27 protein-coding genes are annotated in these 23,590 nt (G+C 71.1%); 12 read left to right on the top strand and 15 right to left on the bottom strand.

Going from position 1 to position 23,590, the window contains the following annotated elements; translation table 11 throughout:
• Window positions 1–116 precede the first annotated feature (116 nt).
• Window positions 117–470: a hypothetical protein gene (locus tag D0Z08_RS11320; protein WP_118925357.1), complete on the top strand. Its 354-nt coding sequence runs from the start codon at window positions 117–119 to the stop codon at window positions 468–470.
• A 128-nt stretch (window positions 471–598) separates the two neighbouring features.
• Here D0Z08_RS11320 and D0Z08_RS11325 read toward each other — a convergent pair whose 3' ends face one another.
• Window positions 599–1,435 (bottom strand): aldo/keto reductase, encoded by an 837-nt coding sequence (locus D0Z08_RS11325; RefSeq protein ID WP_118925544.1) that lies wholly within the window; start codon window positions 1,433–1,435, stop codon window positions 599–601.
• Window positions 1,436–1,485: 50 nt separating this feature from the next.
• Here D0Z08_RS11325 and D0Z08_RS11330 point away from each other — a divergent pair, with 50 nt between their 5' ends.
• Together D0Z08_RS11330 and D0Z08_RS11335 are read left to right on the top strand one after the other, a co-directional pair.
• Entirely contained in the window at window positions 1,486–2,151 is a 666-nt protein-coding gene (locus D0Z08_RS11330; RefSeq protein WP_118925358.1) for a class II aldolase/adducin family protein, read from the top strand.
• A complete protein-coding gene (locus tag D0Z08_RS11335; RefSeq protein ID WP_118925359.1) occupies window positions 2,148–3,074 on the top strand; it encodes a carbohydrate kinase family protein in 927 nt (308 codons plus the stop codon). The genes D0Z08_RS11330 and D0Z08_RS11335 overlap by 4 nt, the downstream gene beginning before the upstream one ends.
• 3 nt (window positions 3,075–3,077) lie before the next feature.
• On the opposite strand, the gene D0Z08_RS11340 is transcribed toward D0Z08_RS11335, so the two are convergent.
• The 3 genes from D0Z08_RS11340 to D0Z08_RS11350 form a co-directional block, all read right to left on the bottom strand.
• Window positions 3,078–4,682 carry an MXAN_6640 family putative metalloprotease gene (locus D0Z08_RS11340; RefSeq protein ID WP_118925360.1) on the bottom strand — a complete coding sequence of 535 codons (1,605 nt, stop codon included), beginning with the start codon at window positions 4,680–4,682 and terminating at the stop codon, window positions 3,078–3,080.
• Window positions 4,683–4,755: 73 nt separating this feature from the next.
• Window positions 4,756–6,360, bottom strand: a complete 1,605-nt coding sequence (locus D0Z08_RS11345) for an MXAN_6640 family putative metalloprotease (protein ID WP_147381410.1) — start codon at window positions 6,358–6,360, stop codon at window positions 4,756–4,758.
• 37 nt (window positions 6,361–6,397) lie between these two features.
• Window positions 6,398–7,882, bottom strand: a complete 1,485-nt coding sequence (locus tag D0Z08_RS11350) for an MXAN_6640 family putative metalloprotease (protein ID WP_147381411.1) — start codon at window positions 7,880–7,882, stop codon at window positions 6,398–6,400.
• A 125-nt stretch (window positions 7,883–8,007) separates the two neighbouring features.
• Between D0Z08_RS11350 and D0Z08_RS11355 the strand changes: the two genes are divergently transcribed.
• Together D0Z08_RS11355 and D0Z08_RS11360 are read left to right on the top strand one after the other, a co-directional pair.
• Window positions 8,008–9,279, top strand: coding sequence for a DUF445 domain-containing protein (locus D0Z08_RS11355; RefSeq protein ID WP_245993881.1), 1,272 nt, complete (start codon window positions 8,008–8,010; stop codon window positions 9,277–9,279).
• 22 nt (window positions 9,280–9,301) lie between these two features.
• Window positions 9,302–9,547: an RNA-binding S4 domain-containing protein gene (locus D0Z08_RS11360; RefSeq protein ID WP_118925364.1), complete on the top strand. Its 246-nt coding sequence runs from the start codon at window positions 9,302–9,304 to the stop codon at window positions 9,545–9,547.
• Window positions 9,548–9,558: 11 nt separating this feature from the next.
• On the opposite strand, the gene D0Z08_RS11365 is transcribed toward D0Z08_RS11360, so the two are convergent.
• Genes D0Z08_RS11365 through D0Z08_RS11375 form a run of 3 tightly spaced genes read right to left on the bottom strand, consistent with a single transcriptional unit; the run spans window position 9,559 to window position 11,277 of the window.
• Entirely contained in the window at window positions 9,559–9,927 is a 369-nt protein-coding gene (locus D0Z08_RS11365; RefSeq protein ID WP_118925365.1) for an FKBP-type peptidyl-prolyl cis-trans isomerase, read from the bottom strand.
• A gap of 35 nt (window positions 9,928–9,962) precedes the next feature.
• Window positions 9,963–10,394, bottom strand: coding sequence for a CBS domain-containing protein (locus D0Z08_RS11370; protein ID WP_118925366.1), 432 nt, complete (start codon window positions 10,392–10,394; stop codon window positions 9,963–9,965).
• A 10-nt stretch (window positions 10,395–10,404) separates the two neighbouring features.
• Window positions 10,405–11,277 (bottom strand): inositol monophosphatase family protein, encoded by an 873-nt coding sequence (locus tag D0Z08_RS11375; RefSeq protein WP_245993882.1) that lies wholly within the window; start codon window positions 11,275–11,277, stop codon window positions 10,405–10,407.
• Between the two features lie 86 nt (window positions 11,278–11,363).
• Here D0Z08_RS11375 and D0Z08_RS11380 point away from each other — a divergent pair, with 86 nt between their 5' ends.
• Together D0Z08_RS11380 and D0Z08_RS11385 are read left to right on the top strand one after the other, a co-directional pair.
• Window positions 11,364–11,813: a DUF2231 domain-containing protein gene (locus D0Z08_RS11380; protein ID WP_118925368.1), complete on the top strand. Its 450-nt coding sequence runs from the start codon at window positions 11,364–11,366 to the stop codon at window positions 11,811–11,813.
• A 134-nt stretch (window positions 11,814–11,947) separates the two neighbouring features.
• Complete coding sequence (locus D0Z08_RS11385) at window positions 11,948–12,922, top strand: type IV toxin-antitoxin system AbiEi family antitoxin domain-containing protein (protein ID WP_118925369.1); 975 nt, start codon at window positions 11,948–11,950, stop codon at window positions 12,920–12,922.
• A gap of 44 nt (window positions 12,923–12,966) precedes the next feature.
• Here D0Z08_RS11385 and rsgA read toward each other — a convergent pair whose 3' ends face one another.
• From rsgA to D0Z08_RS11400, 3 genes are read right to left on the bottom strand one after another with little or no spacing between them, the layout of a single operon-like run.
• Window positions 12,967–13,980 (bottom strand): ribosome small subunit-dependent GTPase A, encoded by a 1,014-nt coding sequence (rsgA, locus tag D0Z08_RS11390; RefSeq protein ID WP_118925370.1) that lies wholly within the window; start codon window positions 13,978–13,980, stop codon window positions 12,967–12,969.
• Between the two features lie 16 nt (window positions 13,981–13,996).
• Window positions 13,997–15,298, bottom strand: a complete 1,302-nt coding sequence (gene aroA, locus D0Z08_RS11395; RefSeq protein WP_118925371.1) for a 3-phosphoshikimate 1-carboxyvinyltransferase — start codon at window positions 15,296–15,298, stop codon at window positions 13,997–13,999.
• A gap of 27 nt (window positions 15,299–15,325) precedes the next feature.
• Window positions 15,326–15,856, bottom strand: a complete 531-nt coding sequence (locus D0Z08_RS11400; protein ID WP_118925372.1) for a DoxX family membrane protein — start codon at window positions 15,854–15,856, stop codon at window positions 15,326–15,328.
• Window positions 15,857–15,920: 64 nt separating this feature from the next.
• Between D0Z08_RS11400 and D0Z08_RS11405 the strand changes: the two genes are divergently transcribed.
• From D0Z08_RS11405 to rsrA, 4 genes are all read left to right on the top strand, one after another.
• Window positions 15,921–16,691 carry an SOS response-associated peptidase gene (locus tag D0Z08_RS11405; RefSeq protein ID WP_118925373.1) on the top strand — a complete coding sequence of 257 codons (771 nt, stop codon included), beginning with the start codon at window positions 15,921–15,923 and terminating at the stop codon, window positions 16,689–16,691.
• Window positions 16,688–17,353, top strand: a complete 666-nt coding sequence (locus D0Z08_RS11410) for an alpha/beta hydrolase family protein (RefSeq protein ID WP_220454149.1) — start codon at window positions 16,688–16,690, stop codon at window positions 17,351–17,353. Before D0Z08_RS11405 ends, D0Z08_RS11410 begins: the two co-directional genes overlap by 4 nt.
• Window positions 17,354–17,434: 81 nt before the next feature.
• The gene (locus tag D0Z08_RS11415; protein WP_245993883.1) at window positions 17,435–18,088 is read left to right on the top strand and encodes a sigma-70 family RNA polymerase sigma factor; all 654 of its coding nucleotides are present in this window, start codon (window positions 17,435–17,437) and stop codon (window positions 18,086–18,088) included.
• On the top strand, window positions 18,088–18,363 hold the full coding sequence (rsrA, locus tag D0Z08_RS11420; protein ID WP_118925375.1) for a mycothiol system anti-sigma-R factor: 276 nt from the start codon (window positions 18,088–18,090) through the stop codon (window positions 18,361–18,363). Before D0Z08_RS11415 ends, rsrA begins: the two co-directional genes overlap by 1 nt.
• A 94-nt stretch (window positions 18,364–18,457) precedes the next feature.
• Here the strand turns inward: rsrA and D0Z08_RS11425 are convergent, their stop codons facing one another.
• The gene (locus tag D0Z08_RS11425; protein ID WP_118925376.1) at window positions 18,458–19,399 is read right to left on the bottom strand and encodes a DUF559 domain-containing protein; all 942 of its coding nucleotides are present in this window, start codon (window positions 19,397–19,399) and stop codon (window positions 18,458–18,460) included.
• 177 nt (window positions 19,400–19,576) lie between these two features.
• Between D0Z08_RS11425 and D0Z08_RS11430 the strand changes: the two genes are divergently transcribed.
• Window positions 19,577–20,416 carry an oxidoreductase gene (locus tag D0Z08_RS11430; RefSeq protein WP_118925377.1) on the top strand — a complete coding sequence of 280 codons (840 nt, stop codon included), beginning with the start codon at window positions 19,577–19,579 and terminating at the stop codon, window positions 20,414–20,416.
• 61 nt (window positions 20,417–20,477) lie between these two features.
• Here the strand turns inward: D0Z08_RS11430 and D0Z08_RS33725 are convergent, their stop codons facing one another.
• The 4 genes from D0Z08_RS33725 to D0Z08_RS11445 are packed head-to-tail and all read right to left on the bottom strand — an operon-like array spanning window position 20,478 to window position 23,584.
• On the bottom strand, window positions 20,478–20,552 hold the full coding sequence (locus tag D0Z08_RS33725; protein ID WP_369797015.1) for a 50S ribosomal protein bL37: 75 nt from the start codon (window positions 20,550–20,552) through the stop codon (window positions 20,478–20,480).
• Window positions 20,553–20,599: 47 nt separating this feature from the next.
• Window positions 20,600–20,995 carry a thioesterase family protein gene (locus D0Z08_RS11435; protein ID WP_118925378.1) on the bottom strand — a complete coding sequence of 132 codons (396 nt, stop codon included), beginning with the start codon at window positions 20,993–20,995 and terminating at the stop codon, window positions 20,600–20,602.
• A 10-nt stretch (window positions 20,996–21,005) separates the two neighbouring features.
• Entirely contained in the window at window positions 21,006–22,682 is a 1,677-nt protein-coding gene (locus D0Z08_RS11440; protein ID WP_118925379.1) for an acetolactate synthase, read from the bottom strand.
• Between the two features lie 23 nt (window positions 22,683–22,705).
• Window positions 22,706–23,584, bottom strand: coding sequence for a DUF2785 domain-containing protein (locus D0Z08_RS11445; RefSeq protein WP_118925380.1), 879 nt, complete (start codon window positions 23,582–23,584; stop codon window positions 22,706–22,708).
• Between the last annotated feature and the right edge of the window lie 6 nt (window positions 23,585–23,590).

A 23,590-nucleotide genomic window follows, 5' to 3' on the forward strand; every position in this document is an offset into this window, starting at 1 on the left:
GCAGTCTCGCCGCTGACGGTCAACCCCGGCGCGCGTCTCGGCGGGGTCGCTAGAAATGCGGGCGTAGATTGCGGCTGCGCGCGGTGCTCCCATAGAGGGCATAATAAGGATTATTGGTGTTCGAGACCAACTTCTTCACAGCGGACGGCCAGCCCTTCACCCGCACCCTCCGCCTCCTCGGGCAACGGGTCGAGCTGCGGATCTGGGCGGAGAGCTGGACCTGGCACTACGGCGACGGGGAGAGCGAGACCACGACGTCGCCCGGCGCGCAGTTCCCCGACCTCGAGATCACCCACAACTACCTCGCGAAGCGCGCCTACCGGCCGCGTGTCGACACGACGTACGCAGCGGAGTGGCGGGTCGGCAGCGGTCCGTGGCAGCCGGTGAGCGGGACCGCGACGATCACCGGCGAACCGGTGGGACTCCGGGCCATCGAGGCCCGCCCGACCCTCGTCGGCCACGCAGGCTGAGAACGACCCGGCTCACCCGCAAGCGTTTGATTCTGAGTCACCAGGCAACGCAAGATCGCATCCTTGTGGCCTGTTCGTGGTCCTGTCCGGCACACGACCCAGCCCCGCCCCCGCCGCCCGTCGACCGCCTACATCTCCTCGTGCAAGTCCGGGTCGCCGCCGAACAGCCGGCCGTCCGTCTGCCCCAGGGCCGTGATCGCAGCGACCTCGTCGGGTGTGAGCGAGAACTCGAAGACGTCGAGGTTCTGCGCCTGGCGGATGGCCGAGGACGACTTCGGGATCGGGAGCGACCCGAGCTCCACGTGCCACCGCAGGATGACCTGCGCCGGGGTGACGCCCAGACGGGAAGCGGCCGCGACCACCGGCGGCTCGCCGTACGGCGCCGCACGCTTGCCGAGCGGGCTCCAGGCCTCGGTCAGCACGCCCAGCTCGGCCTGGGCAGCGCGCATCTCCGGCTGCGGGAACGCGGGATGCAGCTCGATCTGGTTCACGACGGGCGTCACGCCGGTCTCGGCGATGATCCGGTCGAGGTGGGCGCGGGTGAAGTTCGAGACGCCGATCGAGCGGACCAGGCCGCGCGACTGCAGCTCGACGAGCGCCTGCCAAGCCTCGACGTACAGCCCGACCGACGGGTTCGGCCAGTGGATGAGGTGCAGGTCCAGGTAGTCGAGCCCGAGCCGGTCGAGGGATGCCTCGACGGAGCCGATCGCCTCGTCGTACGCGTGGTGCCGGCCGGGCAGCTTGCTGGTGACGAACAGCTCCTCGCGCGGCAGTCCGGCACGTTTGAGCGCCTCGCCGACCGACGCCTCGTTCTCGTAGTTCACCGCCGTGTCGATCAGTCGGTAGCCGACCTCGATCGCGCTCACCACCGCCTCCACCGCCTCGGAACCACGCAGCGGGTAGGTCCCGAAACCGATCGCGGGGATGGTGCGGCCGTCGTTCAGCTCGTACGTCGGAGTGGTCACCGTTCCCACGGTAGCCACCGGGGACCAAGCTGTAGGTCTATTGTCCTGCTGTGGTCACGGACGACGCGAAGCGACAACTGGTCAATGCCTGTCACCGGCTGGCCGCCGAGGGCCTGCTCATCGGAACCGCCGGCAACGTGAGCGTGCGGGAGGGCGACCGGGTCGCGGTCACCCCGACCGGTGCGGTGCTCGGCGACCTCACCGAGGACCAGGTGGTCGAGGTCGACCTCGCCGGCAACCAGGTCGGTGGCGGGCTGGTGCCGACGTCGGAGGTCTACCTCCACCTCGCGCTCTACGAGAAGTACGACGTCGCCGCCGTCGTGCACACCCATGCCCCGGTCAGCACGGCCGCGTCGATCTCCCTCAGCGAGATCCCGGTCATCCACTACCAGCAGCTGCTGCTCGGCGGCGCGATCCGGGTCGCGCGGTACGCCACCTTCGGCACGCCCGCGCTCGCCGCCAAGGTGGTGGCCGCGCTCGAGAACCGGACCGCCGCCCTGATGGCCAACCACGGGGCGGTGGCGATCGGCCCGACGCTCGACAAGGCGGTGGAGAACTCGCTGCTCCTCGAGTGGCTCTGCACCGTCTACCGCGACGCTGTCGTGATGGGCCGGCCGGACACGCTCACCCGCAAGCAGCAGGAGGACGTGGTCGCAGCGGCGATCGCGCGGAACTACGGCACTGTCCAGCAGTCGCCGGAGGAGGGATCAGCATGACCAAGGTCGTCTGCGTCGGGGTGCACGTGCTCGACATCCACGTCGCGACCGTCGACAGCATCCCGGAGGGGTCGAGCGGAGCACTCGTCGACACCATCCGGATGTCGCCCGCCGGCACTGCAGGTGGGACTGCGGTGGTGCTCAGCAAGCTCGGGGCCGAGGTCACCAGCGTCGCCGCCGTCGGCGACGACCCGCTCGGGGCCACGCTGCTCGGGCTGCTGCAGGCCAACGGCGTCGACACCGCGCGGATCGCGACGAAGCAGGGCGTCCAGACCTCGGCCAGCGTGTTGCCGATCAACGGCAACGGCGACCGCCCGGCCTGGCACTGCATCGGTGCCAACGGCAGCCTCACCCTCGACGACATCGACCTCGACCTGGTGCGGGCGGCCGACCACGTGCACGTCGGGGGACCGGAGTTCCTCGGCGAGGGCGCGGTCGCCGTACTCGAAGCGGCGCGGAGCGCCGGCGTCACCACATCGATCGACATGCTGGCGCCTGGTGAGCCGATGTGGCTGGACGCGATCGCCGACTGCCTGCCGCTCGTCGACCTGTTCCTGCCCAACGACGAACAGCTCCTCGGGCTGACGGCGACGGCCACCCTCGAGGAGGGCGCGCAGGCGCTGCTGGACAAGGGCGTCGGCTGCGTGGCTGTCACCGCCGGCGCGCGAGGGGCGTACGTCGCGACCGCGGACGAGACCGCCTGGGTGCCGGCCTTCGCCATCGACGTGGTCGACACGACCGGCTGCGGCGACGCGTTCTCCGCCGGCTTCCTGCTCGGCCGCGCCGAGGGCCGCGACCTGGTGGCCGCCGCCACCCTCGGCTGCGCGACCGCGGCACAGGTCGCCCAAGGCATGTCGACCGACGCCGGGTCCTACGACCTGGCGTCGGTCGACACGTTCGCGGCTAGTACGTCGCCGCGCTGATCCTCAGGAGCGGAACGACCTCGCGGTGAAGGCCGACTTGAGGCCGTCGTCGAGCGGGATCCCGCCGAAGCAGGAGTACGGCGTCGCCTCCTGCCAGCAGTCGAAGCGGGCGCTGGTGTTCACGAAGATCACGTCGACGTGGTCGACGGTCCGGCTGCTGAACGGCACGGTCTTGCCACCGCCACCGGTCGGGTTCAGCTGGGCGATCGAGGTCGTGATCCCGCCGCCCCTCTTGTAGACGACGACCACGAAGGCGCCGCCGCGCGTGGGCTTCGGCGCGTCGAACGCCAACCGCAGCTTCCAGTCGCGCTGGCTGAGGCCGTTGGGGTTCAGCCGAACGGTGCCGGAGGCCAGGTGGGCGGGGGCGTAGTTAGCACCCTTCCGCTGCGCGCGGTTGAACCCGAGGGTCAGGCCGGTCGGCGACGCGGAGTACGCATTGCCCTCGGAGTACACGGTGCGCGGGTGGCGGTTGGCCGCAGAGAAGAGCTGGAGCTCGCGCTTCAGGCTCGTGTTGCGGGCGGCGAGCACCCGTGACATGCCCTGGGTGGAGTAGTCGTCGGCGGCGCTGGGAGTGCCATCGAGTCGCTTCCACACGTCCAGCACCAGCTTGGGCAGCTTGCCCACCTTGGCGGGGAACTTCTCGGTGAGGTAGCGCCACCAGATCCAGGTGCCGTAGTGGAATCCGTCGCCGAAGGTGTCGAGCGGGACGAACGGCATGCCGAGCGGGCTGTTCCCCAGGTACTGCCGGTTGTCGTCGACGGCGTCGAACATCTCGTCCTCGACCCAGGCCGCGGTCGACTCCATGATCCACGGGTCCTCGTAGCCGTCGTAGGCGAACTGCACGGCGTGGAAGTACTCGTGCGCCGCCGTGACCTGCATGTTCTCGGTCGGCGTGTTGGTCGGGAACTCCGACGCGTCGTAGTCGTCGTCGAGCGCGCAGTAGGCCCAGACGCTGTAGTCGCTCGTGACGGCGGGATCGTTGGGGTCGTCGGAGCTGCAGAAGCCGTAGATGCCCTCGTCGCCGATGTCGCCGATGTAGACGTCGGTGCGGTCGGTGCCGCCGCCGATCGAGCCGTCGCCCTTCTCCGGGCGGTAGCCCGCGCCGAGGAAGTCGTCGTGGATCTGCTGCATCGTGTCGCGCACCAGGTTGATGTACGGCGGCGTGGTGGCCGCGTCTCCGTCCGAGCCATTCGGCGCGTTGTTGCCGGTCTCGGTGTAGTGCACGCAGATGTCGGTGGAGCACTTCTGCAGCGGCAGGGCACCCGGGATGTAGGGGTCGCCCGGATCTCCAGGACGGTAGAGGAAGTAGGGCCGGGCCTTCTCCTGATCGGCCGGAGACAGAGCGTCCTTGAGGACGCGCAGCTGCTGCAGGGCGATGGTGAGATCTTCGCCGGAGGAGGAGCCGCCGCGCCGGGCGGCGTGACCCGCGAGGATGTCCTCGACGTTCGCGAGCGCCTCTTCGGCCTGCTCGGCGCGGTGGTCCTGGCCGACCGGGGAGGCCTTGGTGCCGGGCGGGTCGGGCGGGTCAGCGACCGCGGAGGTCCCGGCCAGGGTCAGGCCGAGGGTCAGGGCAACGGGCAGGGCTACGAGAGAGCGTGGAAATCGCACAGGAGGAGGATGCCATCCCTTTCCTGACCGGACATCCGCTTTACGGACGAAACCGATCCCGCCGCGGTCTAGCTCAGCGGCGGAACGCCCTCGCGTCGACCGTCAGTCGCCGGTCGTCGTCCAGGGGCTCGCCCTGGCAGGAGAACGGCGTCCGCTTCCAGCAGTCGAAGCGTGTGCTGGCGTTGACCAGCACCACCTCGACCCGTCGTACGGCACCGGTGCTGAACGGGACGCTCGTCCTCGCCGCTCCGGTCGCATCCAGGTCGACCACCTCGGTCCGGACGCCCCCGCCCTGCTTGAAGAGGAGTACGACGGCGGCCGAGCCGCGTGCGGGACGCGGCAGGTCGAGGGCGAGCCTGAGCCGCCAGTCGTCCTGGTCCGTCTCCCTCGGCGTGAACCGCACCGTGGCCGAGCTCAGGTGGTTGCGCCGGACGTCGATCGCGTCCGGGTTCCTGGCGCCGGGGCCGACGGCGACCGACGCGGCCGGCGCGGCCGGTCGGTAGGCCCGCGAACCGCCCTCGGAGTAGGCGGATGCGGGATGGCGGTTGGCGGCCGAGAACAGCGCGAACTCTCGCTTCAGCCTGGTCTCGCGCTGCACGAGCACCCGGGCCAGGCCGCGCGTGGAGTACAGGTTCGGTGCACCGGGCGTCCCGTCGAGCTTGCGCCACACGTCGAGCACCAGGTCGGGCAGGCCGCCGGTCTCGTGCTGAAACTCCTCGGTGAGGTAGCGCCACCAGATCCAGGCGCCGTAGTGGTAGAGGCCGCCGAACCGGTCCAGCGACTTGCGCGGCGCGCTCAGCGGGCTGTCCGCGAGGTAGTTGCGGTTGTCGTTGACCTTGTCGAACAGCTCGTCCTCGGCCCAGGTCGCCGTCGACTCGAGGATCCAGCCGTCCTCGTAGGCGTCGTAGCCGAACTGCACGGCGTGGAAGTACTCGTGCGCCGCAGTGACCCGCATGTTCTCCAGCGGCGTGTTGGTGGGGAACTCGCCCGCGGCATAGTCGTCGTCGAGCGTGCAGTAGGCCCAGACGCTGTAGTCGCCCGTCTGGCGCGGGTTGTTGGGGTCGTCGGAGGTGCAGTAGCCGTAGAGGCCCTCGTTGCCGATGTCGCCGATGTAGACGTCGACCTTGTCGGTCTGGCCACCCCGGCCGCCGTCGGCCTTGGGGCGGCGGTAGCCGGCGGCGACGTACTTGTCGTTGACGTGCTGCAGGGTGCGGCGCACCTTCCGGATGTAGCTCGGCGTGGTGGCCGGGTCGCCGTCGGAGCCCCGGGGGGCGTGGTTGCCGCGCTCGGTGTAGTGCACGCAGATGACCGCCGCGCAGCGGACGAGCGGCAGCGGCTGCGTGATGTAGTCGTCGCCCGGCTGGCCCGGACGCATCAGGATCTGCTCGGCCTCGGTCTGCTCGGCCGCCGGCAGCGCTTCCTTGAGCACCCGCAGGTCGCGCAGCGCGAGCGTGAGCGACCGGCCGTCCTCGAGCGGGTCGGCGCTCGGCTGGGGGGTCAGCCCGTCGAGGAGCGCCTGCACGTCGGCGAGGACCTGCTTCGCCTGCAGGGAGCGCGGGTCACCGCTTGGATCGGCGGCCGCGCCGGTCCCGCCGACGGCGGGGCCCAGGGGTAGGTACAGGGTGAGGCCGAGAGCGATCGACAGGAACAGGGCAACGGCGGTCCGAGACAGGCGCACGACCGCCACCCTGCCATCTGGCTAGACCGGACTCCAATCAGTGAGATGACCTGTGGATGACGGTCGCCCGGACCCGGAACCGGGCGTCGTCGTCGCGGGGCTCGCCGCCGCACGCGAAGAGCGTGCCCTCGTGACAGCGGTAGCGGGTCGACGTGTTGACGAGCGTGACGACGACCCTCGCCACGTCCCGCGTGTCGAACCCCACGGTCAGCGAGCCGTCGCCACGGCGGTCGAGTCGTACGGCGTTCCGGGTGCGCCGGCCGTCGGTCCGGACCACGACCACCCGCGCCTCCGCCCGCCGCCGGGGCGCGTCCACGCTCACGCGGAGCCGCCATCGGTCGCCGCGAAGGTCTCGGGTCGGCGCGTACGCGACGTGCCGCGCGGCCAGGTGGTCGATGCGGACGCGGTCGGTCGCACTGCGCCTTGACCGGTCCAGTGTCGCGCGCCGGTCGACCCGCGCCGCCGGCCACCGACCCCCTTCGGCATAGGTGTCGGCGGGGGAGAGGTTGGCGACGGCGTACGACGTCAGCGTGCGGGGGAGGCCGGCGTGCCGGTCGAGCACCGCCTTCATCGCCTTGACCGAGGACCGGCCGGGAGCGTCCCCGACCGTGTCGGCCTGGTTCCAGACCGAGCGGACGAGGCCGTCGCCGTACTGGTCGGTGAGGTACTCCCACCAGGCCCAGTTGCCGTAGTGCGCGTAGCGGTCGTTGGCGAAGTCGTCGAGCGCGATGCCCGGCCGGCGTACCGTGCCGAAGCGCAGGTAGCGGCGGTTGTCGTCGACCCGGTCGGCGAACGCCTCCTCGATCCACGTGGCCGTCGACTCCAGCAGCCACGGGTCCTCGCGGAAGTCGTAGCCGAACTGGATCGCGTGGAAGAACTCGTGGGCCGCCGTCACCCGCAGGCTCTCGATCGGGCGGGCGCCGAACTGCTGCCGGCTGAAGTCGTCGTCGAGCACGCAGTAGCTGGACGCGGCGCGCCGCTCGCCCCGCACCCGGCGCTCCGGTGTGCAGTAGCCGAACAGGCCGCGGTCGCCGAGGTCCGCGAGGTAGACGTCGAACCGGTCGTCTCCACCGCGCCGGCCGTCGGACGGCGGCGGCCGGAAGCGCAGGCCGTCGACCTCGTGGTCCCAGACGTTGCCGAGCACCCGGAGCGTCCGCCGTACCCATCTCCGCGTCGACGGCGCGTCCGCGCCCCGGACCGCGTGGTGCACGCAGATCCGCTGGCCGCACAGCTTGCGTGCCGGACCTCGGTAGCCGTCGCCGCCGGGGTCCTGGTTGCCGTCGGTGGGCCGCGCCATCAAGGCGCTGACCAGCATCGACTCCAGCGGCCCGAGCGTGGGACGGGCGACGAAGAGGTCGCGCATCGCGAGCGTGGAGTACGGCGTCCCCGCCGCGTGTCGCTCCCGCGGCCCGCCCGACGGGTCGTCGGAGTGGGCATCGGAGTGGGCGTCGGCCGGACCGCCGAGGGCGGTGAGCACACCCGCCAGAAGGCAGGCCACAGCGACGCGTGCGGGGAAGGACACGCCCACCAGGGTCGCGGACGGACGCGTCGGATCCCGGGATGACGCGCCGGGTGCGGGAGTTGTCGTCTGAGCGCGGAGAGCGAGGGACGAGCGGGTCCGCGAGAAGCGACGTTGATAATGGCGCCGTGACAGCACCGACGATCCCGGCCGACCCTCGCACCGGAGAGGCCACCGACGAGTCGCGCCGCAGTGCGCTCCGGCGGATGCGCACCGTGGCGGTGTCGCTGCTGGTCTTCGCCGCCGCGGTCTATGTGGCCACCATCGGCCGCGACGGCTTCTGGGGCTTCGTCAACGCCGGCGCCGAGGCGTCGATGGTGGGTGCGATGGCCGACTGGTTCGCGGTGACCGCGCTGTTCAAGCACCCGCTCGGCATCCCGATCCCGCACACCGCGCTGATCCCGAAGCGCAAGGACGACCTCGGCAAGGGGCTGGAGCAGTTCGTGGGGGAGAACTTCCTCCAGGAGGACATCATCCGCGAGCGGATCCTGTCGGTCGGGATCTCGCACCGGGTCGCGACCTGGCTCGCCGTACCGGCCAACGCGACGCGCGTGGTCGAGGAGGCCTCCGACATCGCCGCGATCGGTCTGTCCAAGGTGCGGCCCGACCACATCGAGTCGCTCGTCAACGACGCGCTGACGCCGCGGTTCCGCGAGGAGCGGGTCGCGCCGCTGCTCGGCGGGCTGCTCCAGGAGGCGCTCGCGGACGACCTGCACCACGGACTGGTCGATCTCGCCCTCAACGAGCTGCACGACTGGCTGATCGCCAACCCGGAGACCGTGCACGAGGTGCTCGGCGAGCGCGCACCGTGGTGGGCGCCGGACAGCGTCAACAACTACGTCATCAACCGGCTGCACCTCGAGATGGTGCGGTGGCTGTCGGAGATCCGCGCCCAGCCGCAGCACCGGGCCCGGCGGGCGCTGGACTCGATGCTGCACCAGCTCGCGAACGACCTGCTGACCGACCCGGCCACCCAGGAGCGTGCCGAGCGGCTCAAGGAGCGGGTGCTCGACCACCCGGCGGTGATCCGGACCGCGATCGCGGTCTGGAGCGCGCTCCGGGAGGCACTGGTCAAGTCGCTCGATGACCCGGCCGGGGCGGTCCACCAGCGGCTGCTGCTCGAGGTCGACCTGTTCGCGCAGCGGCTCAACAGCGACGCCGAGCTCCGCAACCGGCTCGACCAGGCCGCGGCCGACCTCGCCGTCTTCGCGGTCGACCGCTACGGCAGCGAGGTCACGGCGATCATCACCCACACCATCGAGCGGTGGGACGGCAAGGAGGCCTCGAAGCGGATCGAGCTGCACGTCGGCCGTGACCTGCAGTTCATCCGGATCAACGGCACCATCGTCGGTGGCCTGGTCGGCGTGGTCATCCACGCCGTCTCCATCGCCGTGCACTGACGTGCGGCACTAGGCTGGTGACATGCCCGAACCCGTGGACGTCCCGATCGCCGACGGCGGCATCAAGCTCGGCCAGTTCCTGAAGCTGGCGAACCTGATCGAGTCCGGTTCGGAGGCCAAGCCGCTGCTGGCGGCCGGCATGGTGCGCGTCAACGGCGACGTCGAGACCCGGCGCGGCCGGCAGCTCCAGGGCGGCGACGTCGTGACGGTCGCCGCCCAGTCCGCACGCGTCGCGACGGGCGACGTGCAGGACAACCTGCCCTGGTGATCAGCTACTGATCAGCTCACGCCGAGCAGGTCGACGACGAAGATCAGGGTCTCGCCCGGCTTGATCACGCCACCGGCACCGGCGTCGCCGTAGCCCAGGTGCGGGGGGATGACCAGCTGGCGGCGGCCGCCGACCTTCATGCCCTGCACGCCGTTGTCCCAGCCCTGGATGACCTGGCCGATGCCCAGCCGGAACTGCAGGGGCGTGCCCCGGTTGTACGACGCGTCGAACTCCTCGCCGGTCGAGTGGGCGACGCCCACGTAGTGCACCGACACGGTGCTGCCGGCGGTCGCCTCGGCGCCGTCGCCGACGGTCACGTCGGTGACCACCAGGTCGGCGGGCGGCTCGGGGTCGAAGAACTCGATCTCAGGCTTGTCCATGGCCGCAACCCTAGCCGGGGCCGCTGTCGAGACCCTCAGCGCTGGTGGACGTAGTTGTCGAGCTGGTCGCGCTCGAACTGCAGCTCGTCGATCTTGTGCTTGACCAGGTCGCCGATGCTCACGATGCCGACCAGGCGCTCGTCGTCGCACACCGGGATGTGGCGGAACCGGCCCTGGGTCATCGTCATCATCACGTCGTCGAGGTCGTCGTCGGGGGTGCAGGTCTTCACGACCTCGGTCATGATGCCGCCGACCGTGTTGTCGATGACGGTGCCGTCGCTGTGCATGCGGCGTACGACGTCACGCTCGCTCACGATGCCGTCCATCGTCGTCCCGTCGGCGCTCACGATGACCGCGCCGATGTTGTGCTCGGCGAGTGTGGCGACGAGCTCGCGCACCCCTGCGTCGGGGGAGATCGTGACGACGTCCTGGTGCTGCTTGGTCTTGAGGACCTCGATGATGCGCATGTGATCCAGGCTACTCGGGGCGGGGACTCCGGGACCAGATGTCCGAAACGGTTCCGGGACCGCTCGAGGGCCAGTCCGGGTCGTTGTCGCCGTCCGGCACCGAGCCGAGGAACGACAGCGCCGCCTCGTGGAGGTGACCGTTGGACGCGAGCGCGTTGCCGCCCCACGGGCCGTCGACGCCGTCCAGCGACGTGAACCGGCCACCGGCCTCGCGGACGATGATGTCGAGCGCGGCCATGTCGTAGGGCTCCAGCTCGGGCTCGGCCGCCACGTCGACGGCCCCCTCGGCGAGCAGCATGTAGGACCAGAAGTCGCCGTACGCCCGGGTGCGCCACACGCGTCGCATCAGGGCCAGCAGGTCCTCGCCGAGTCCCCGGTCCTCCCAACCCGCGAGAGACGCGTAGGAGAACGAGGCGTCCTCGAGGCGTCGTACGTCGGACACCTGGCAGCGGGTCGCCTTCAACAGCGACTTGCCGGTCCAGGCGCCCTGGCCGGTCGAGGCCCACCACCGGCGCTGAAGCTGCGGTGCGGACACGACGCCCAGCACGACCTCGTCGTCGACGGCCAGCGCGATCAGCGTGGCCCAGACGGGCACGCCGCGGACGAAGTTCTTGGTGCCGTCGATCGGGTCGATGATCCAGCGCCGCTGCGAGTGCCCGGACGTGCCGTGCTCCTCACCGGTGACGGCGTCGCGGCTGCGAGCCCGGGAGAGAGTACGGCGGATCGACTCCTCCACGGCCTGGTCGGCATCGGTCACCGGGGACAGGTCCGGCTTGCTCATCACGTGCAGGTCGATCGCCTTGTAGCGGGCTTGGGTGAGCGAGTCCGCGTCGTCAGCCAGCAGATGTGCCAGGCGGAGATCGTCGGTGTAGTCGGTGCCCACGAGGGTCACCCTAGCCAGGGTGCCTTCGCAGGCTGAACCAGGTGCGCCTCGCATCCGTAGGGGAACTTGTGATGCATTCTTTCGTCATGGAGATCAACGGGCTGCCGCTGCACGTCCTGGTCGTGCATGCGGCCGTGGTCCTGACACCGATCGCCGCGCTCGCCGCCATCGGCTACGCCGTCGTCCCACGGTGGCGGGACTGGCTGCGCTGGCCGGTGGTCGTCGCCGTCGTCGTGGCGGTCGGAACCGTGTGGGTCGCCTTCCTCTCGGGCGATGACTTCAGGGGCGACGCTCGCTTCGCCACCGCGTCCGGGGAGTTCGCCGACAAGCTCGACAAGCACGAGGACCTCGGCGGCATCCTGCGCTGGGTGGCGAGCGGGTTCGGGCTGGTGACGCTGGCCGCGGTGGCACTGCACACCCGGACGGGTGTCACGCGGATCCTGCTGTCGGTCGCCGTCGCCGCGCTCGGTCTGGCCACGGTCGTCCTCACGATCATGACCGGCGACGCCGGCGCGCAGGCGGTCTGGGGCTCGTAGACCCCCGGCCCGACAACGGGGAAGTGCGGGTGAACCTGGTTCATCGAGGGTTCCCCGATGACGCTTCACGCTCCCATCCACAGGCCGAGCGGACCAAGGTGTGAGGCTTTGGGCCGACCGGGAACGTCCCGCGCATGGACGAGATCCGCGCGTTGCTCGAGCTCCAGGACGGCGTGATCGCCAGGCGACAAGCGCTGGCGGCCGGGATGACACCGATCGACGTTGCCCGAATGGTCCGGCGCAGCGAGTGGGTGCAGGTCCATCGCGGCGTCTACGTCAACCACACCGGGCACCTGAGCTGGAACCAGCGCGCCTGGGCAGCGGTGCTCGCGTGCTGGCCGGCCGCGCTGGACGGTTGGTCGGCCGTCCGCGCGCACGAGGGGCCAGGAAGGAGGGCTGGGGATCGCGCGATCGCGATCGTGGTGGCGCACGAGCGGAAGGTGGTCGCCCCGGCGGGCGTCATACCGAGGCGCGCACGGGCGTTCGCGGATCAGGTCCAGTGGAACCTCACGCCCCCGCGACTGCGGTACGACCACGCGATCGTCGACCTCGCCGACCGGGCACGAACCGATCTCGACGCGATTGCCGTCCTGGCTGACGCGTGCGGCGGGCGCCGTACGACGGCTCGCCGCCTGGGTGCCGCCGTCGCCGCGACCAGCCGTCTCGAGCGCCGGCGGTTTCTCGAGGCGATCCTGGGTGACGTCGAGGAGGGCACCTGCTCCGTGCTCGAGCACGCGTACCTGACCAACGTCGAACGGCCACACGGACTGCCGAAGGGGATCCGACAGGCACCCGCCATCGCCGGCGGTCGGCGGATGTTCCGCGACGTCCTCTACCGCGGCAGCAAGCCCGCCTGGGCGCAGTTGGTCGAGCTCGACGGCCGCCTGTTCCACGACTCGACGAAGGCCCGCGACCGCGACATGGAGCGCGACCTCGATGCCGCACTCGAAGGCGCTGACACAGTCCGGCTCGGCTACGGGCAGGTCTTCGACCGTGCGTGCACAACCGCCGGCAAGGTCGGAAGGCTGCTCCAGATCCGCGGCTGGACCGGCGAACCGATTCCGTGCCCGGGCTGCGCTTCCCTCAGGACAACGGGGAAGTGCGGGTGAACCTGGTTCATCGAGGGTTCCCCGATCGCTGACAGCGGCGCTGCTCAGTAGTCGGTCACCGACCGGGCGGCGAGCAGGCGCCGGAACGACGCGACCCGCTCCGGGTCCGCCGTACCCTCCGCGATCGCCTCGTCGAGCCCGCACTCGGGCTCGTCGTCGCCGTGGGTGCAGCCCCGCGGGCATTCCTCGGTCATCTCGTCGAGGTCGGGGAACGCCTCGATCAGGTGCTCCGGCTGGACGTGGGCGAGGCCGAAGGACCGGATGCCGGGGGTGTCGACGATCCACCCTCCAGCGGTGGTCGAGGCCGGCAGCTCGAGCATGATCGCCGAGGTCGAGGTGTGCCGGCCCTGCCCGGTGACGGCGTTGACGTGGCCGATCGCGCGGCGGGCGTCGGGTACCAGCGCGTTGACCAGCGTCGACTTCCCGACGCCGCTGGTGCCGATGAGCACGCTGGTGTGGCCGGCCAGCCGCGTCTGCAGGTCCGCCAGTCCGACGATCCGGCGGTCGGCGTCGCGGTGGGTCACCACCCACGGGACGCCGAGGGAGCGGTACGTCGAGAGCAGCGTCTCGGGGTTCTCGAGGTCGGCCTTGGTCAGGCAGAGGAGCGGGGCCAGGCCGGCGTCGTACGCCGCGACCAGGGCCCGGTCGATCCACCGCGACCGCGGCTCCGGGTCGGCGAGAGCGGTCACGACGACCAGTTGGGTGGCGTTGGCGACGATCACGCGCTCGATCGGGTCGTCGTCGTCCGCCGTACGACGGAGCACGGTGCTGCGGTCCGCGACCTCGACGATCCGCGCGAGGCTGCCGTCGTTGCCCGTGACGTCGCCGACCACGCGGACCCGGTCGCCGACCACGACGCCCTTGCGGCCGAGCGGCCGTGCCTTCATCGCCAGCACCCTCCGGCCCTCGACCAGCAGGGTGAACCGGCCGCGGTCGACGGTGATCACGCTGCCGTCGACGGCGTCGTCATACGACGGGCGCTCCTTCGTGCGGGGGCGGGTGCGCCGGCGCGGCCGCTCGTAGTGCTCGACGTCGTGCTCGCCGTACCGTCCGCTCATCCAGACCTCCAGAGCCTCAGAGCAGCGCGGCCCAGAAGCCGGGGAAGTCGGGGAAGGTCTTGCTGGTGGTGGCGACGTCCTCGACCAGCACGCCGGGCACGGCGGCTCCGATGATCACGCCGGCGTGCGCCATCCGGTGGTCGGCGTACGTGTGGAACACCCCACCGGTCAGGGGAGCGGGCCGGAGCGCCAACCCGTCGGGGTGCTCGGTGACGTCCGCGCGCAGGGCGCCGAGCTCGGTGGCGAGGGCTGCGAGCCGGTCGGTCTCGTGGCCACGGATGTGCGCGATCCCGCGCAGGTGCGACGGCGTGGACGCGAGCGCGCAGAGGGCGGCGACGGCCGGAGCGAGCTCGCCGACGTCGTGCAGGTCCGCGTCGAGGCCGACGAGCCCGCGGTGGCCGTCGGCCGGCCCGGTGACCCGGAGTCCCTCGGTGACCCGCTCGACCGTGCAGCCCATCTGGGTCAGCAGGTCGCGGAGCGCGTCGCCCGCCTGCGTGGTGGTCTCCGGCCAGTCTCGGACCGTGACCGAGCCGCCGGAGACGGCGGCCAGGGCCAGGAACGGCGCCGCGTTGGAGAGGTCGGGCTCGATCGCCTCGTCGTGCGCCGCGATCGGCCCGGGTGCGACCGCCCACCGGTTCGCGTCGCTGTCGTCGACCACGACGCCGCGGTCCCGGAGCATGGCGATCGTCATCTCGATGTGGGGGAGGGAGGGGATCGGCTTGCCGTCGTGGCGGACGTCGACCCCGTGCTCGTAGCGCGCGCCCGCGAGCAGCAGCGCCGAGACGAACTGCGACGACGCCGACGCGTCGATCACCACGGTGCCGCCCGGCACCCGGCCGGTGCCGGCCACCGTGAACGGCAGCGATCTACGCCCGCCGTCGTCGATCACGACCCCGAGCGCGGTCAGCGCGGTCAGGACCGCGCCGATGGGTCGGGTCCGCATGTGCGGGTCGCCGTCGAACGCGACGGTCCCGCTGACCAGGCCGGCGATCGGCGGCACGAACCGCATCACGGTGCCGGCCAGGCCACAGTCGACCTCCGCGCTCACGGACCTTCCTGCGGCGAGAGGCGTGACCGCCCAGTCGTCCCCGCTGGTGTCGACCTCCGCACCCATCGCGGTGAGCGCCCGCGCCATCAGCAGCGTGTCGCGCGAGCGCAGCGCCCGTCGTACGGCGGACGGCCCGTCGGCGAGCGCCGCCAGCACCAGCGCGCGGTTGGTCAGCGACTTGCTGCCGGGCAGCGAGATCACCGCATCGAGGGGGGCCGTCGCCAAGGGCGCGGGCCAGGGGTCGGCGAGCGCGACAGCGGGAGGTGTCATGACGCCCCGCAGTCTAGAGGGGCGAGGTCAGGTCAGCTCGGCCTTGACCAGCTTGGCCTCGCGCTTCGCGGAGTGCGCGAGGTGTCCCACCTCGCGGCGGGCGTCGTGGGCGGCGCGGCGGGCGCGCCAGGCGAGGCCCGGCTTGCCCTCGGTGTCACCGGCCGCGATCAGCAGGCCGCCGGTGAGCGACACGTTCTTGAAGAAGTGGGTCAGCTGGTCGCGGCGCTCGGCCGGGTCCGACGCCTCCCAGAACCGGTAGCGCGCCGCGGTCGACGGCACCAGGGTCGCGGCGAGGACGCCGGAGGCGATGCGCGGGAAGTGACCGGTCACCAGGGCCGCGGCGGCGGCGACCTGGACGGCGCCGTTGATGCGGACCAGGGTCACCGGGTCGCTCGGGATCGGAACATTGGGAGCCGCGCGTTCGACGAGTGGCACGACCCGGTCGGTGACCGGCTTGGCCTCCACCGCGATCGCATCGGCGTTGCGCAGCGAGTCGATGCCACTGGCGACGAAGAACGCACCCAGCAATGGACGGGCGAGAAGTCTGCTCAAGGCCATACCTCCTTGTTACCCCATCACTCCTCGCACATCCACCCCGCCGCGCAGCGATAGATTGAGCGCCATGTGTGGGCGCTACGCATCCAGCCGGAGCCCGGACGATCTCGCGGAGGAGTTCGAGGTCGTGGACCCGCGGCTCGACCAGCCGCTGCCGCCGGACTACAACGTGGCGCCGACGAAGGAGGTCTACGCCGTCCTCGACCGGGTGCCCAAGCCCGACGACGAGGAGGGGAGTACGACGAACGGGGAGCCCGTGCGGCAGCTCCGGGTGCTGCGCTGGGGACTGGTGCCGTTCTGGGCCAAGGACCCCTCGATCGGCAGCCGGATGATCAACGCCCGGATGGAGACGGTCGCCGAGAAGCCGGCCTTCCGCCGGGCGTTCTCGAGCCGCCGCTGCCTGTTGCCGGCCGACGGCTACTTCGAGTGGTACGAGACTCGGCAGAAGGGGAAGTCGGGGAAGCCGTTGAAGCAACCGTTCTTCATCAAGCCGAAGGACGGGTCCGTCCTGGCGATGGCTGGCCTCTACGAGATCTGGAAGGACCCGACGTGTGCCGACGACGACCCGGAGAAGTTCCGCTGGACGTGCACGGTGCTGACCACCGAGGCGACCGACGAGGTCGGCCGGATCCACGACCGGATGCCGCTCCTGGTCACCCCGGATCGTCGTACGGCCTGGCTCGACCCGCAGACCCCGAAGGACCAGCTGCCGGACCTGCTGTTGCCGGCCCAGCAGGGCGGCCTCGAGGCGTTCCCGGTGTCGACCGCGGTGGGCAACGTCCGCAACAACGGCCCGGAGCTGGTCGAGCCGATCCCGTTCGAGGAGAGCCTGCTGTGACGAAGAGCGAGGAGCGGATCATCGCGACTCCGGTCGGGGAGGGGCGCCTGCTCACCCGGCGCGCTCCGCGACCGATCGCGACCGTCCTGCTGAGCCACGGCGCGGGAGGCGGCATCGACGCGCGCGACCTGACCGCGCTGGCGACCCACCTCCCTCGCCAGGGAGTCAACGTGATGCTGTTCGAGCAGCCGTGGCGTCGCGCGGGCAGGAAGGTCGCGACCCCGCCGGCCACCCTCGACGTCGGGCTGCGGGCCGCGGTCGACGCCGTGCGGGTGCGCACGCCGATCATCCTCGGCGGTCGTTCCGCCGGTGCCCGGTCGGCCTGCCGCTCGGCCCAGGCGCTCGGCGCCGCCGGCTGCCTGGCGCTGTCGTTCCCGCTCCACCCGCCGGGCAAGCCCGAGAAGTCGCGGCTCGACGAGCTCGCCGGTGCCGGTGTGCCGACGCTCGTGATCCAGGGCGGCAACGATCCGTTCGGCCGGCCGGAGGAGTTCCCCGACCCGCTGCCGGCCCGGACCGACCTCGCCGTCATACCTGACGCCGACCACGGCCTCGCCGTACCCAAGCGGGCGTCGGTCAGCCAGCAGGACGCCATGGACATCGTGGTCGAGGCGGCGTTGGAGTGGGTGATCCGGGAGATCGTCGGGAATGGAGTCTCCCGCTGACCGGTTGCACCCAACATGAACGCGGTCCTCGAGCGCCCTCTCGACCTCAGTCGGGTGGAGACCCCCGTAGGCTGGGGCCTGATGACAGAGACCTCTGACCTCGACGTCACCGCGGGCAACGACAGCGACGCCCCCGGTGAGGTCGACCTTGCCACCGAGACGCAGGCCGAGCGCGCCGCTCGCTTCGAGCGCGACGCCCTGCCCTACCTCGACCAGCTCTACTCAGCGGCGATGCGCATGACCCGCAATCCCGCCGACGCCGAGGACCTCGTCCAGGAGACCTTCGCCAAGGCCTATTCGGCGTTCCACCAGTTCAAGCCCGGCACCAACCTCAAGGCCTGGTTGTACCGGATCCTGACCAACACCTTCATCAACACGTACCGCAAGAAGCAGCGCCAGCCGCAGCAGTCCATGTCCGAGGACGTGGAGGACTGGCAGCTCGCGCGCGCCGAGTCGCACACCTCGAGCGGCCTCAAGTCCGCCGAGATGCAGGCGCTCGAGCACCTGCCCGACAGCCAGGTGAAGGACGCGCTGCAGCGACTCCCGGAGGAGTTCCGGCTGGCCGTCTACCTCGCTGACGTGGAGGGCTTCGCCTACAAGGAGATTGCCGAGATCATGGAAACGCCGATCGGGACGGTCATGTCCCGGCTCCACCGCGGCCGGCGACAGCTGCGGGACATGCTCTCCGACTACGTCCGCTCGGGCGGCGACGCACCGGTCCAGGGAGGCCGCTGATGGCGCACATGCACGGTGACGAGCCGACGAACGAGGAGTGTGCCGACTTCCTCGAGCGGATCATGCGACTGATCGACAACGAGCTCGAGGAGGGCGACTGCGTCGTCGTCCGCGCCCACATCGACACCTGCAACCCCTGCCTCGAGCGCTACGACCTCCAGCGCACGGTCAAGGCGATCGTCGCCCGGTCCTGCTCCGAGACCGCCCCGTCCGAGCTCCGCGACCGGGTGCGGGTCCAGATCCAGGAGATCCAGGTCCGGATCAGCGAGGGCTGAGGTCTTTCCGCGAATCCGGCCAAATCCGCCGCGAATCCGGCCATATCCGAGCCGAGACCGCGGTTTCGGCTCGGATTTCTCCGGATTCGCTGTGTCAGCCGCGAACGGCGCCGCGCTCCAGCTTCCTCAGCGGTGAGTACGACGGGGCGAGTGCGTCACGCAGTTCGCCAAGCCAACGGTCGAGCGACTCTCCGGTGAAGTCCCCCCTGCGGACGATGATGATCGTCCATCCGTTGTCCCGCAGCCATCGGCGGCGCTGGCGGTCGCGTTCCTTCTGGTCGGGGGTTCGCTCGTGGGCGTCGAACCCGTCGTACTCGACCACGATCCTCCGATGGGGATATGCCAGATCGAGCCGGTACGTCGGAACACCGTTGATCTCGATCCAGAACTGAGGTTCGGGCGTCGGTAGGCCGGCGACGTGGATCTCGTAGCGCGTCCACGACTCCCTGGCGGACTCAGCGCGGCCGTCGACCAGCGGAACGAGCGCACGCAACTGCCTGACACCTCGGCGGCCCTTGAACCGCGGGAGTTCCGCCGTGAGCTGAGCAACGGTGACGCCGTGCGACCTTGCGAACGCATCGAGCGCTGCGACCGCCTCGCGTGGTTTGAGGAGGCAGCCGAGGTCCAGTGCGGTTCGCAGCGGAGTGGTGATGCGGACTCCCTCCAGCTCGGTGATGTCCCGAGGAGCGAGGTCGCGGTTGTGGCCGTCGATCCCGGAGCGGTGACTGGGTTCTGATCCGGGGAGGACGCAGACGTCGATGCCAGGGGATTCGTCGAGCTCCGCCCAGGCGTAGGTGTCGATCCCGTACAGCCACGCCGCCGTACGACCAGTGATGACGTGGCCGTTCGGGAGCAGCCGGGCAGCGAGCGCGGCTCGCATCTCGACAGTGTCGGTCACACCGTCCGGCACGTAGGCGCCGTGGAAGACACGCCGCACCAGGCCGAGGCCGGTCAGCTGGTCGATGTCCTGGTGCGTGAGCCCGAGTCGAGGCAGGTCTGCGGCGATGAACGGATGCTGGGGTGGAGGTTTCGGCACCGCTCGAGACTGCGCGCGTGCGCGGAATCTCGGACGGACCACCTCCCGCACCTGTGGACGGCCTCGTCGGTGCGCGGCCTGTGGACGACAAGTGGCCCGTGCTCTACCGACTCGGCGCGGATATGCCCGGATTCGGCGGGGATTTCTCCCGATTCGCGTGTCTGGGATGATCCCGGCATGACGAAGACCGTGCTGATCACCGGTTGTTCCTCCGGCATCGGCGAGGCGACCGCCGCGCGGCTCGTCCGCCGTGGCTGGGAGGTCTACGCGACCGCGCGCCGCCCCGAGACCCTGTCCGCCCTCGCCGACGCCGGCTGCACCACGCTCGCCCTCGACGTGACCGACGAGGACTCGATGAGCACGGCCGTGACCGCCGTGCTCGATGGCTCCGGCCGGATCGACGCCCTGGTCAACAACGCCGGCTACTCCCAGTCCGGTGCGCTGGAGTCCGTCGACGTCGACGACGTCCGCCGGCAGTTCGAGACCAACGTTTTCGGTCTGCTCCGGCTGACTCAGCTGGTGCTGCCGAGCATGCGGGAGCAGCGGTCCGGCCGGATCGTCAACATCGGGTCGATGGGCGGCAAGCTCACGTTCCCGGGCGGCGGCGCCTACCACGCGAGCAAGTACGCCGTCGAGGCGCTCTCCGACGCGCTGCGGTTCGAGGTCGCCGGCTTCGGCATCCAGGTCGTCCTGGTCGAGCCCGGGCTGATCACGACCAATTTTGACGCCGCAGTCGCCGCCGGCATGTCTGAGTACGTGGGGGGCGAGGGACCGTACGCCGCCTTCAACGAGGCCGTCATGAAGTCCACCTCCGAGGCGTACGACGGCCCGATGGCCAAGTTCGGCGGCCCGCCCGAGGTGGTGGCCAAGACCATCGAGAAGGCCCTCACCAAGACGAACCCGCGGGCGCGCTACCTGGTCACCCCGTCGGCGTACGGCGCGATCATCGGCCGCCGGGTGATGCCGGACCGGGCGTGGGACCTCGCGATGAAGTCACAGTTCCCCCAGCCGAAGTAGGCCGGGAACGACGAAGCCCCCGTGACCGCGAAGGTCCGGGGGCTCAGTCTCGTTCGCGCAATTACGCGTTGGGGCGCTTGCCGTGGTTCGCGCCCTTCTTGCGGCGTGCGCGGCGCTTGCGGCCGGTCTTGCCCATGGTTCCTCCTGGAGTCGGATAACGCCCCAGTCTCTCAGTCCAGCCGTTCAGCCCGAAATCCGGGCCAGGAAGCGGTCGGCGTCGACGACCACCCGGGTGATCTCGCCACTGCCCACCAGCGCGCCCGGACCTTCAGGCCCGAGGTTGCGCGCGGCGACCGAGAACCGGCGGAGCCGGCCGTCGACGTACGCCAGCCGGGCCGTCACCTCGACCTGCTGGCCGACCGTGCTCGGCGCGAGGTGCTCGAGCTGGATCCGGGTGCCGACGCTGGTCTCGCCGGGCCCGAGCAGCGGGTCGAGCGCCGCGCAGGTCGCGGCCTCGCACCACGCGAGCAGCCGCGGCGTGCCGAGCACGGGCAGGCTGCCGGACCCGACCGCGGCCGCCGTGTCGTCGCCGGTGACGGTGAAGGGGATCGCGGCCTCGGCCGACGGCACCTGCGTCATCGCTCCGTCCTCAGATGCCGAGCGTGTTGCGCGGGTAGGCCGCGTTGACGTCGGTGATCACGTTGACGAGGTACGGCGCGCCTGCGGCGAACGCCCGGTCCAGCGCAGGGCCGATCTGCTTGGGGTCAGTGACAGTCTCGCCGGCGCCGCCGAGCGCCGAGACGACGCTGTCGTAGGCGGTCCGGGGAGCAAGGTCGGCCACGACGTCGTAGCCGTAGAGCATCTGCATCGGGCCCTTCTCCAGGCCCCAGGCCGAGTTGTTGCCCATGACCATGACGACCGGCAGGTTGTGCCGGACGAGAGTGTCGACGTCCATCAGCGAGAACCCGGCGGCGCCGTCGCCGAGGAGCAGCACCACCTGCGACGACGGGCGGGCGATCCGCGCGCCGATGGCGGCGCCGAGTCCTGCGCCGAGGCAGCCGTAAGGCCCGGGGTCGAGCCAGCAGCCGGGCCGCTTCGGCTCGACGAACTTGCCCGCGAACGACACGAAGTCACCGCCGTCGCCAATCACGACCGCGTCGTCGGCGAGCCGCGGGACCAGCTCGCCGTAGATCCGCGCGGGGTGCACGGGGTCGGCCTCGGCCTGCAGCAGCTCGGCGTCGCGGGCGTTCGTCGCCGCGACCGTGTCGCGGAGGCCCGAGACCCAGCCGGACAGGTCCGGCCGTGCGCCAGGGTCGAGCGCCTTCTGCAGGCCGTCGAAGACCGCGGTCAGGTCGCCGCTCACCGATGCCGCGAGCGCGGCGTGGGTGGCGACCTGGTCCGGGGAGTCGGCGATGTGCACGACCTGCGCCGGCTCCCCACCGTCCTTGCCGCCGAACACCCCGAAGCCGAGACGGAAGTCCAGCGGGGTGCCGACCACGACCACCAGGTCGGCGCCGCCGATGGCGGCGCCCCGCGCCTTCGTCACCAGCAGCGGGTGACCGCCGGGGATCACGCCGCGTCCCATCCCGTTGGTGATCGCCGGGACGCCGATCGCCTCGACGAACCGCAGCGCGGCCTCCTCGGCGCCGTCGGCCCAGACGTCGGTGCCGAGGATGAGCAGCGGGTGCACGGCCCCCGCGATCAGCCCGGCGATCCGGTCGATCGCGTCGCTGTCGGGCTCGGCACCGCGGCCGGCGTCGGCGCCGACGGTCGGCACCAGCCCGGTGCCGACGTTGAAGAACTCGTCGAGGGGCACGTCGACGTACGTCGGTCCGCGGTGGGAGGACCGCGCCGCCGTGAACGCGTCGTGGAAGCCGGCGGCGACGTCGTTCGCCGTCATCAGCGTGGCCGCGTGCTTGGTCACCGGCCCGACGATCGGCAGGTGGTCGATCTCCTGCAGTGCGCCGGACCCCCAGCGGTTGTTCGGCGCTCGTCCGCCGACCACGACCATCGGCGAGCCGGAGAACCGGGCCTGCGCCATCGCGCTCACGCCGTTGGTGACCCCGGGGCCGGCGGTCAGCACGGCGAGACCGGGCACCCGCGTGAGCTTGCCGGTGGCCTCGGCCGCGAAAGCCGCCGTCTGCTCGTGGCGGACGTCGACCAGCCGCATCGGCCGCCCCTCCTCGGTGGCCTTCACCGCGCCGTCGTACATCGGGAAGACGTGGGCGCCCGACAGCGTGAACATCGTGTCGACGCCGTGTGCCTGGGCCACGGCGACGGCGAGTTGTCCGGCGTGGCCGGCGAGTTCTGCGTGGTCAGGGGTCATGACGGGCAACCTACCGAGCGCCGTCAATCAGCGGCAGGAGGTCCGGCGCGGTGGTGGGTGGGTCCGAGGTAGGCCGGGTGCGCGTGCCGCAGGTGCTCCACGAGCAGCAGGACCAGGTCGGTGCGGCGGGGCGGAGCCGTCGGGCCGAGCGCGAGCTGGAGGTAGAGGGCGCGCAGGAACGCCGCGGCGTTGCCGGTCTGCAGGTAGACGTCGGCGCCCTCCGGGCCGCTGCGGCGAAGCCGGGCCGCGTCGGCGATCCGCTCGAGCCAGGAGTCGACCAGCTCGTTGGGGACCAGGCCGCGTCGCAGCACCTCGATCGTGGCCATCGCCAGCCGGTCCACCTCGCCGGAGTACCAGACCGCGTTCGGCGTCCGGGTCACCCGGTCGCCGATCACGTCGAGGACGACCAGGAGCTCGCCCGGGCCGCAGTGCGGTGAGCGGGCGAGTACGCCGAACGCGTCGGCACCGTGGGCGATCGCGTGCGCCCAGCCCTTGCCCTGGACGTAGCCGCGCTCGTCACGCTCGGCGAGGAACCAGGTCGCGAGCCGATCACCCCACTCGTGGACCTTCGCGCGGGTCACGCGCGGCCGGCGCGAGTCCCGATCGATCACCTCGGCGACGACGAGTGCCGAGAAGCTGCGCCGGAACACACTGTCAGTACCCCGCTCGCCGATGCCGGTGAGCAAGCCGGTCGCGATCCCGTCACCCAGACCGGGCAGCAGGTCGTCGTAGACGCCGCGCTCGATCCACGTGCAGAACACCGCGAGGGCGAGCTCCCTGAGCTCGGACTCGGGGGTGCCGAGGAGCTCGGTCAGCTCGGCAGTGAGGTCGGACAGCCGACGGTCGGCGGGCACTCTGAAGTCGGCTGCAGACACGTGTCGCCAGTCGACAATGGGGGGCATAACGCA

The sequence above is a fragment of the Nocardioides immobilis genome, assembly GCF_003515065.1.
Classification (GTDB): domain Bacteria; phylum Actinomycetota; class Actinomycetes; order Propionibacteriales; family Nocardioidaceae; genus Nocardioides; species Nocardioides immobilis.

Coding starts and splice junctions, on each gene's coding strand:
- D0Z08_RS11385 (WP_118925369.1), top strand. CDS start 11,948: ATGGACGAGATCCGCGCGTTGCTCGAGCTCCAGGACGGCGTGATCGCC.
- D0Z08_RS11430 (WP_118925377.1), top strand. CDS start 19,577: ATGACGAAGACCGTGCTGATCACCGGTTGTTCCTCCGGCATCGGCGAG.
- rsrA (WP_118925375.1), top strand. CDS start 18,088: ATGGCGCACATGCACGGTGACGAGCCGACGAACGAGGAGTGTGCCGAC.
- aroA (WP_118925371.1), bottom strand. CDS start 15,298: ATGACACCTCCCGCTGTCGCGCTCGCCGACCCCTGGCCCGCGCCCTTG.
- D0Z08_RS11405 (WP_118925373.1), top strand. CDS start 15,921: ATGTGTGGGCGCTACGCATCCAGCCGGAGCCCGGACGATCTCGCGGAG.
- D0Z08_RS11435 (WP_118925378.1), bottom strand. CDS start 20,995: ATGACGCAGGTGCCGTCGGCCGAGGCCGCGATCCCCTTCACCGTCACC.
- D0Z08_RS11380 (WP_118925368.1), top strand. CDS start 11,364: ATGGAGATCAACGGGCTGCCGCTGCACGTCCTGGTCGTGCATGCGGCC.
- D0Z08_RS11440 (WP_118925379.1), bottom strand. CDS start 22,682: ATGACCCCTGACCACGCAGAACTCGCCGGCCACGCCGGACAACTCGCC.
- D0Z08_RS11335 (WP_118925359.1), top strand. CDS start 2,148: ATGACCAAGGTCGTCTGCGTCGGGGTGCACGTGCTCGACATCCACGTC.
- D0Z08_RS11365 (WP_118925365.1), bottom strand. CDS start 9,927: ATGGACAAGCCTGAGATCGAGTTCTTCGACCCCGAGCCGCCCGCCGAC.
- D0Z08_RS11445 (WP_118925380.1), bottom strand. CDS start 23,584: ATGCCCCCCATTGTCGACTGGCGACACGTGTCTGCAGCCGACTTCAGA.
- rsgA (WP_118925370.1), bottom strand. CDS start 13,980: ATGAGCGGACGGTACGGCGAGCACGACGTCGAGCACTACGAGCGGCCG.
- D0Z08_RS11400 (WP_118925372.1), bottom strand. CDS start 15,856: ATGGCCTTGAGCAGACTTCTCGCCCGTCCATTGCTGGGTGCGTTCTTC.
- D0Z08_RS11360 (WP_118925364.1), top strand. CDS start 9,302: ATGCCCGAACCCGTGGACGTCCCGATCGCCGACGGCGGCATCAAGCTC.
- D0Z08_RS11415 (WP_245993883.1), top strand. CDS start 17,435: ATGACAGAGACCTCTGACCTCGACGTCACCGCGGGCAACGACAGCGAC.
- D0Z08_RS11370 (WP_118925366.1), bottom strand. CDS start 10,394: ATGCGCATCATCGAGGTCCTCAAGACCAAGCAGCACCAGGACGTCGTC.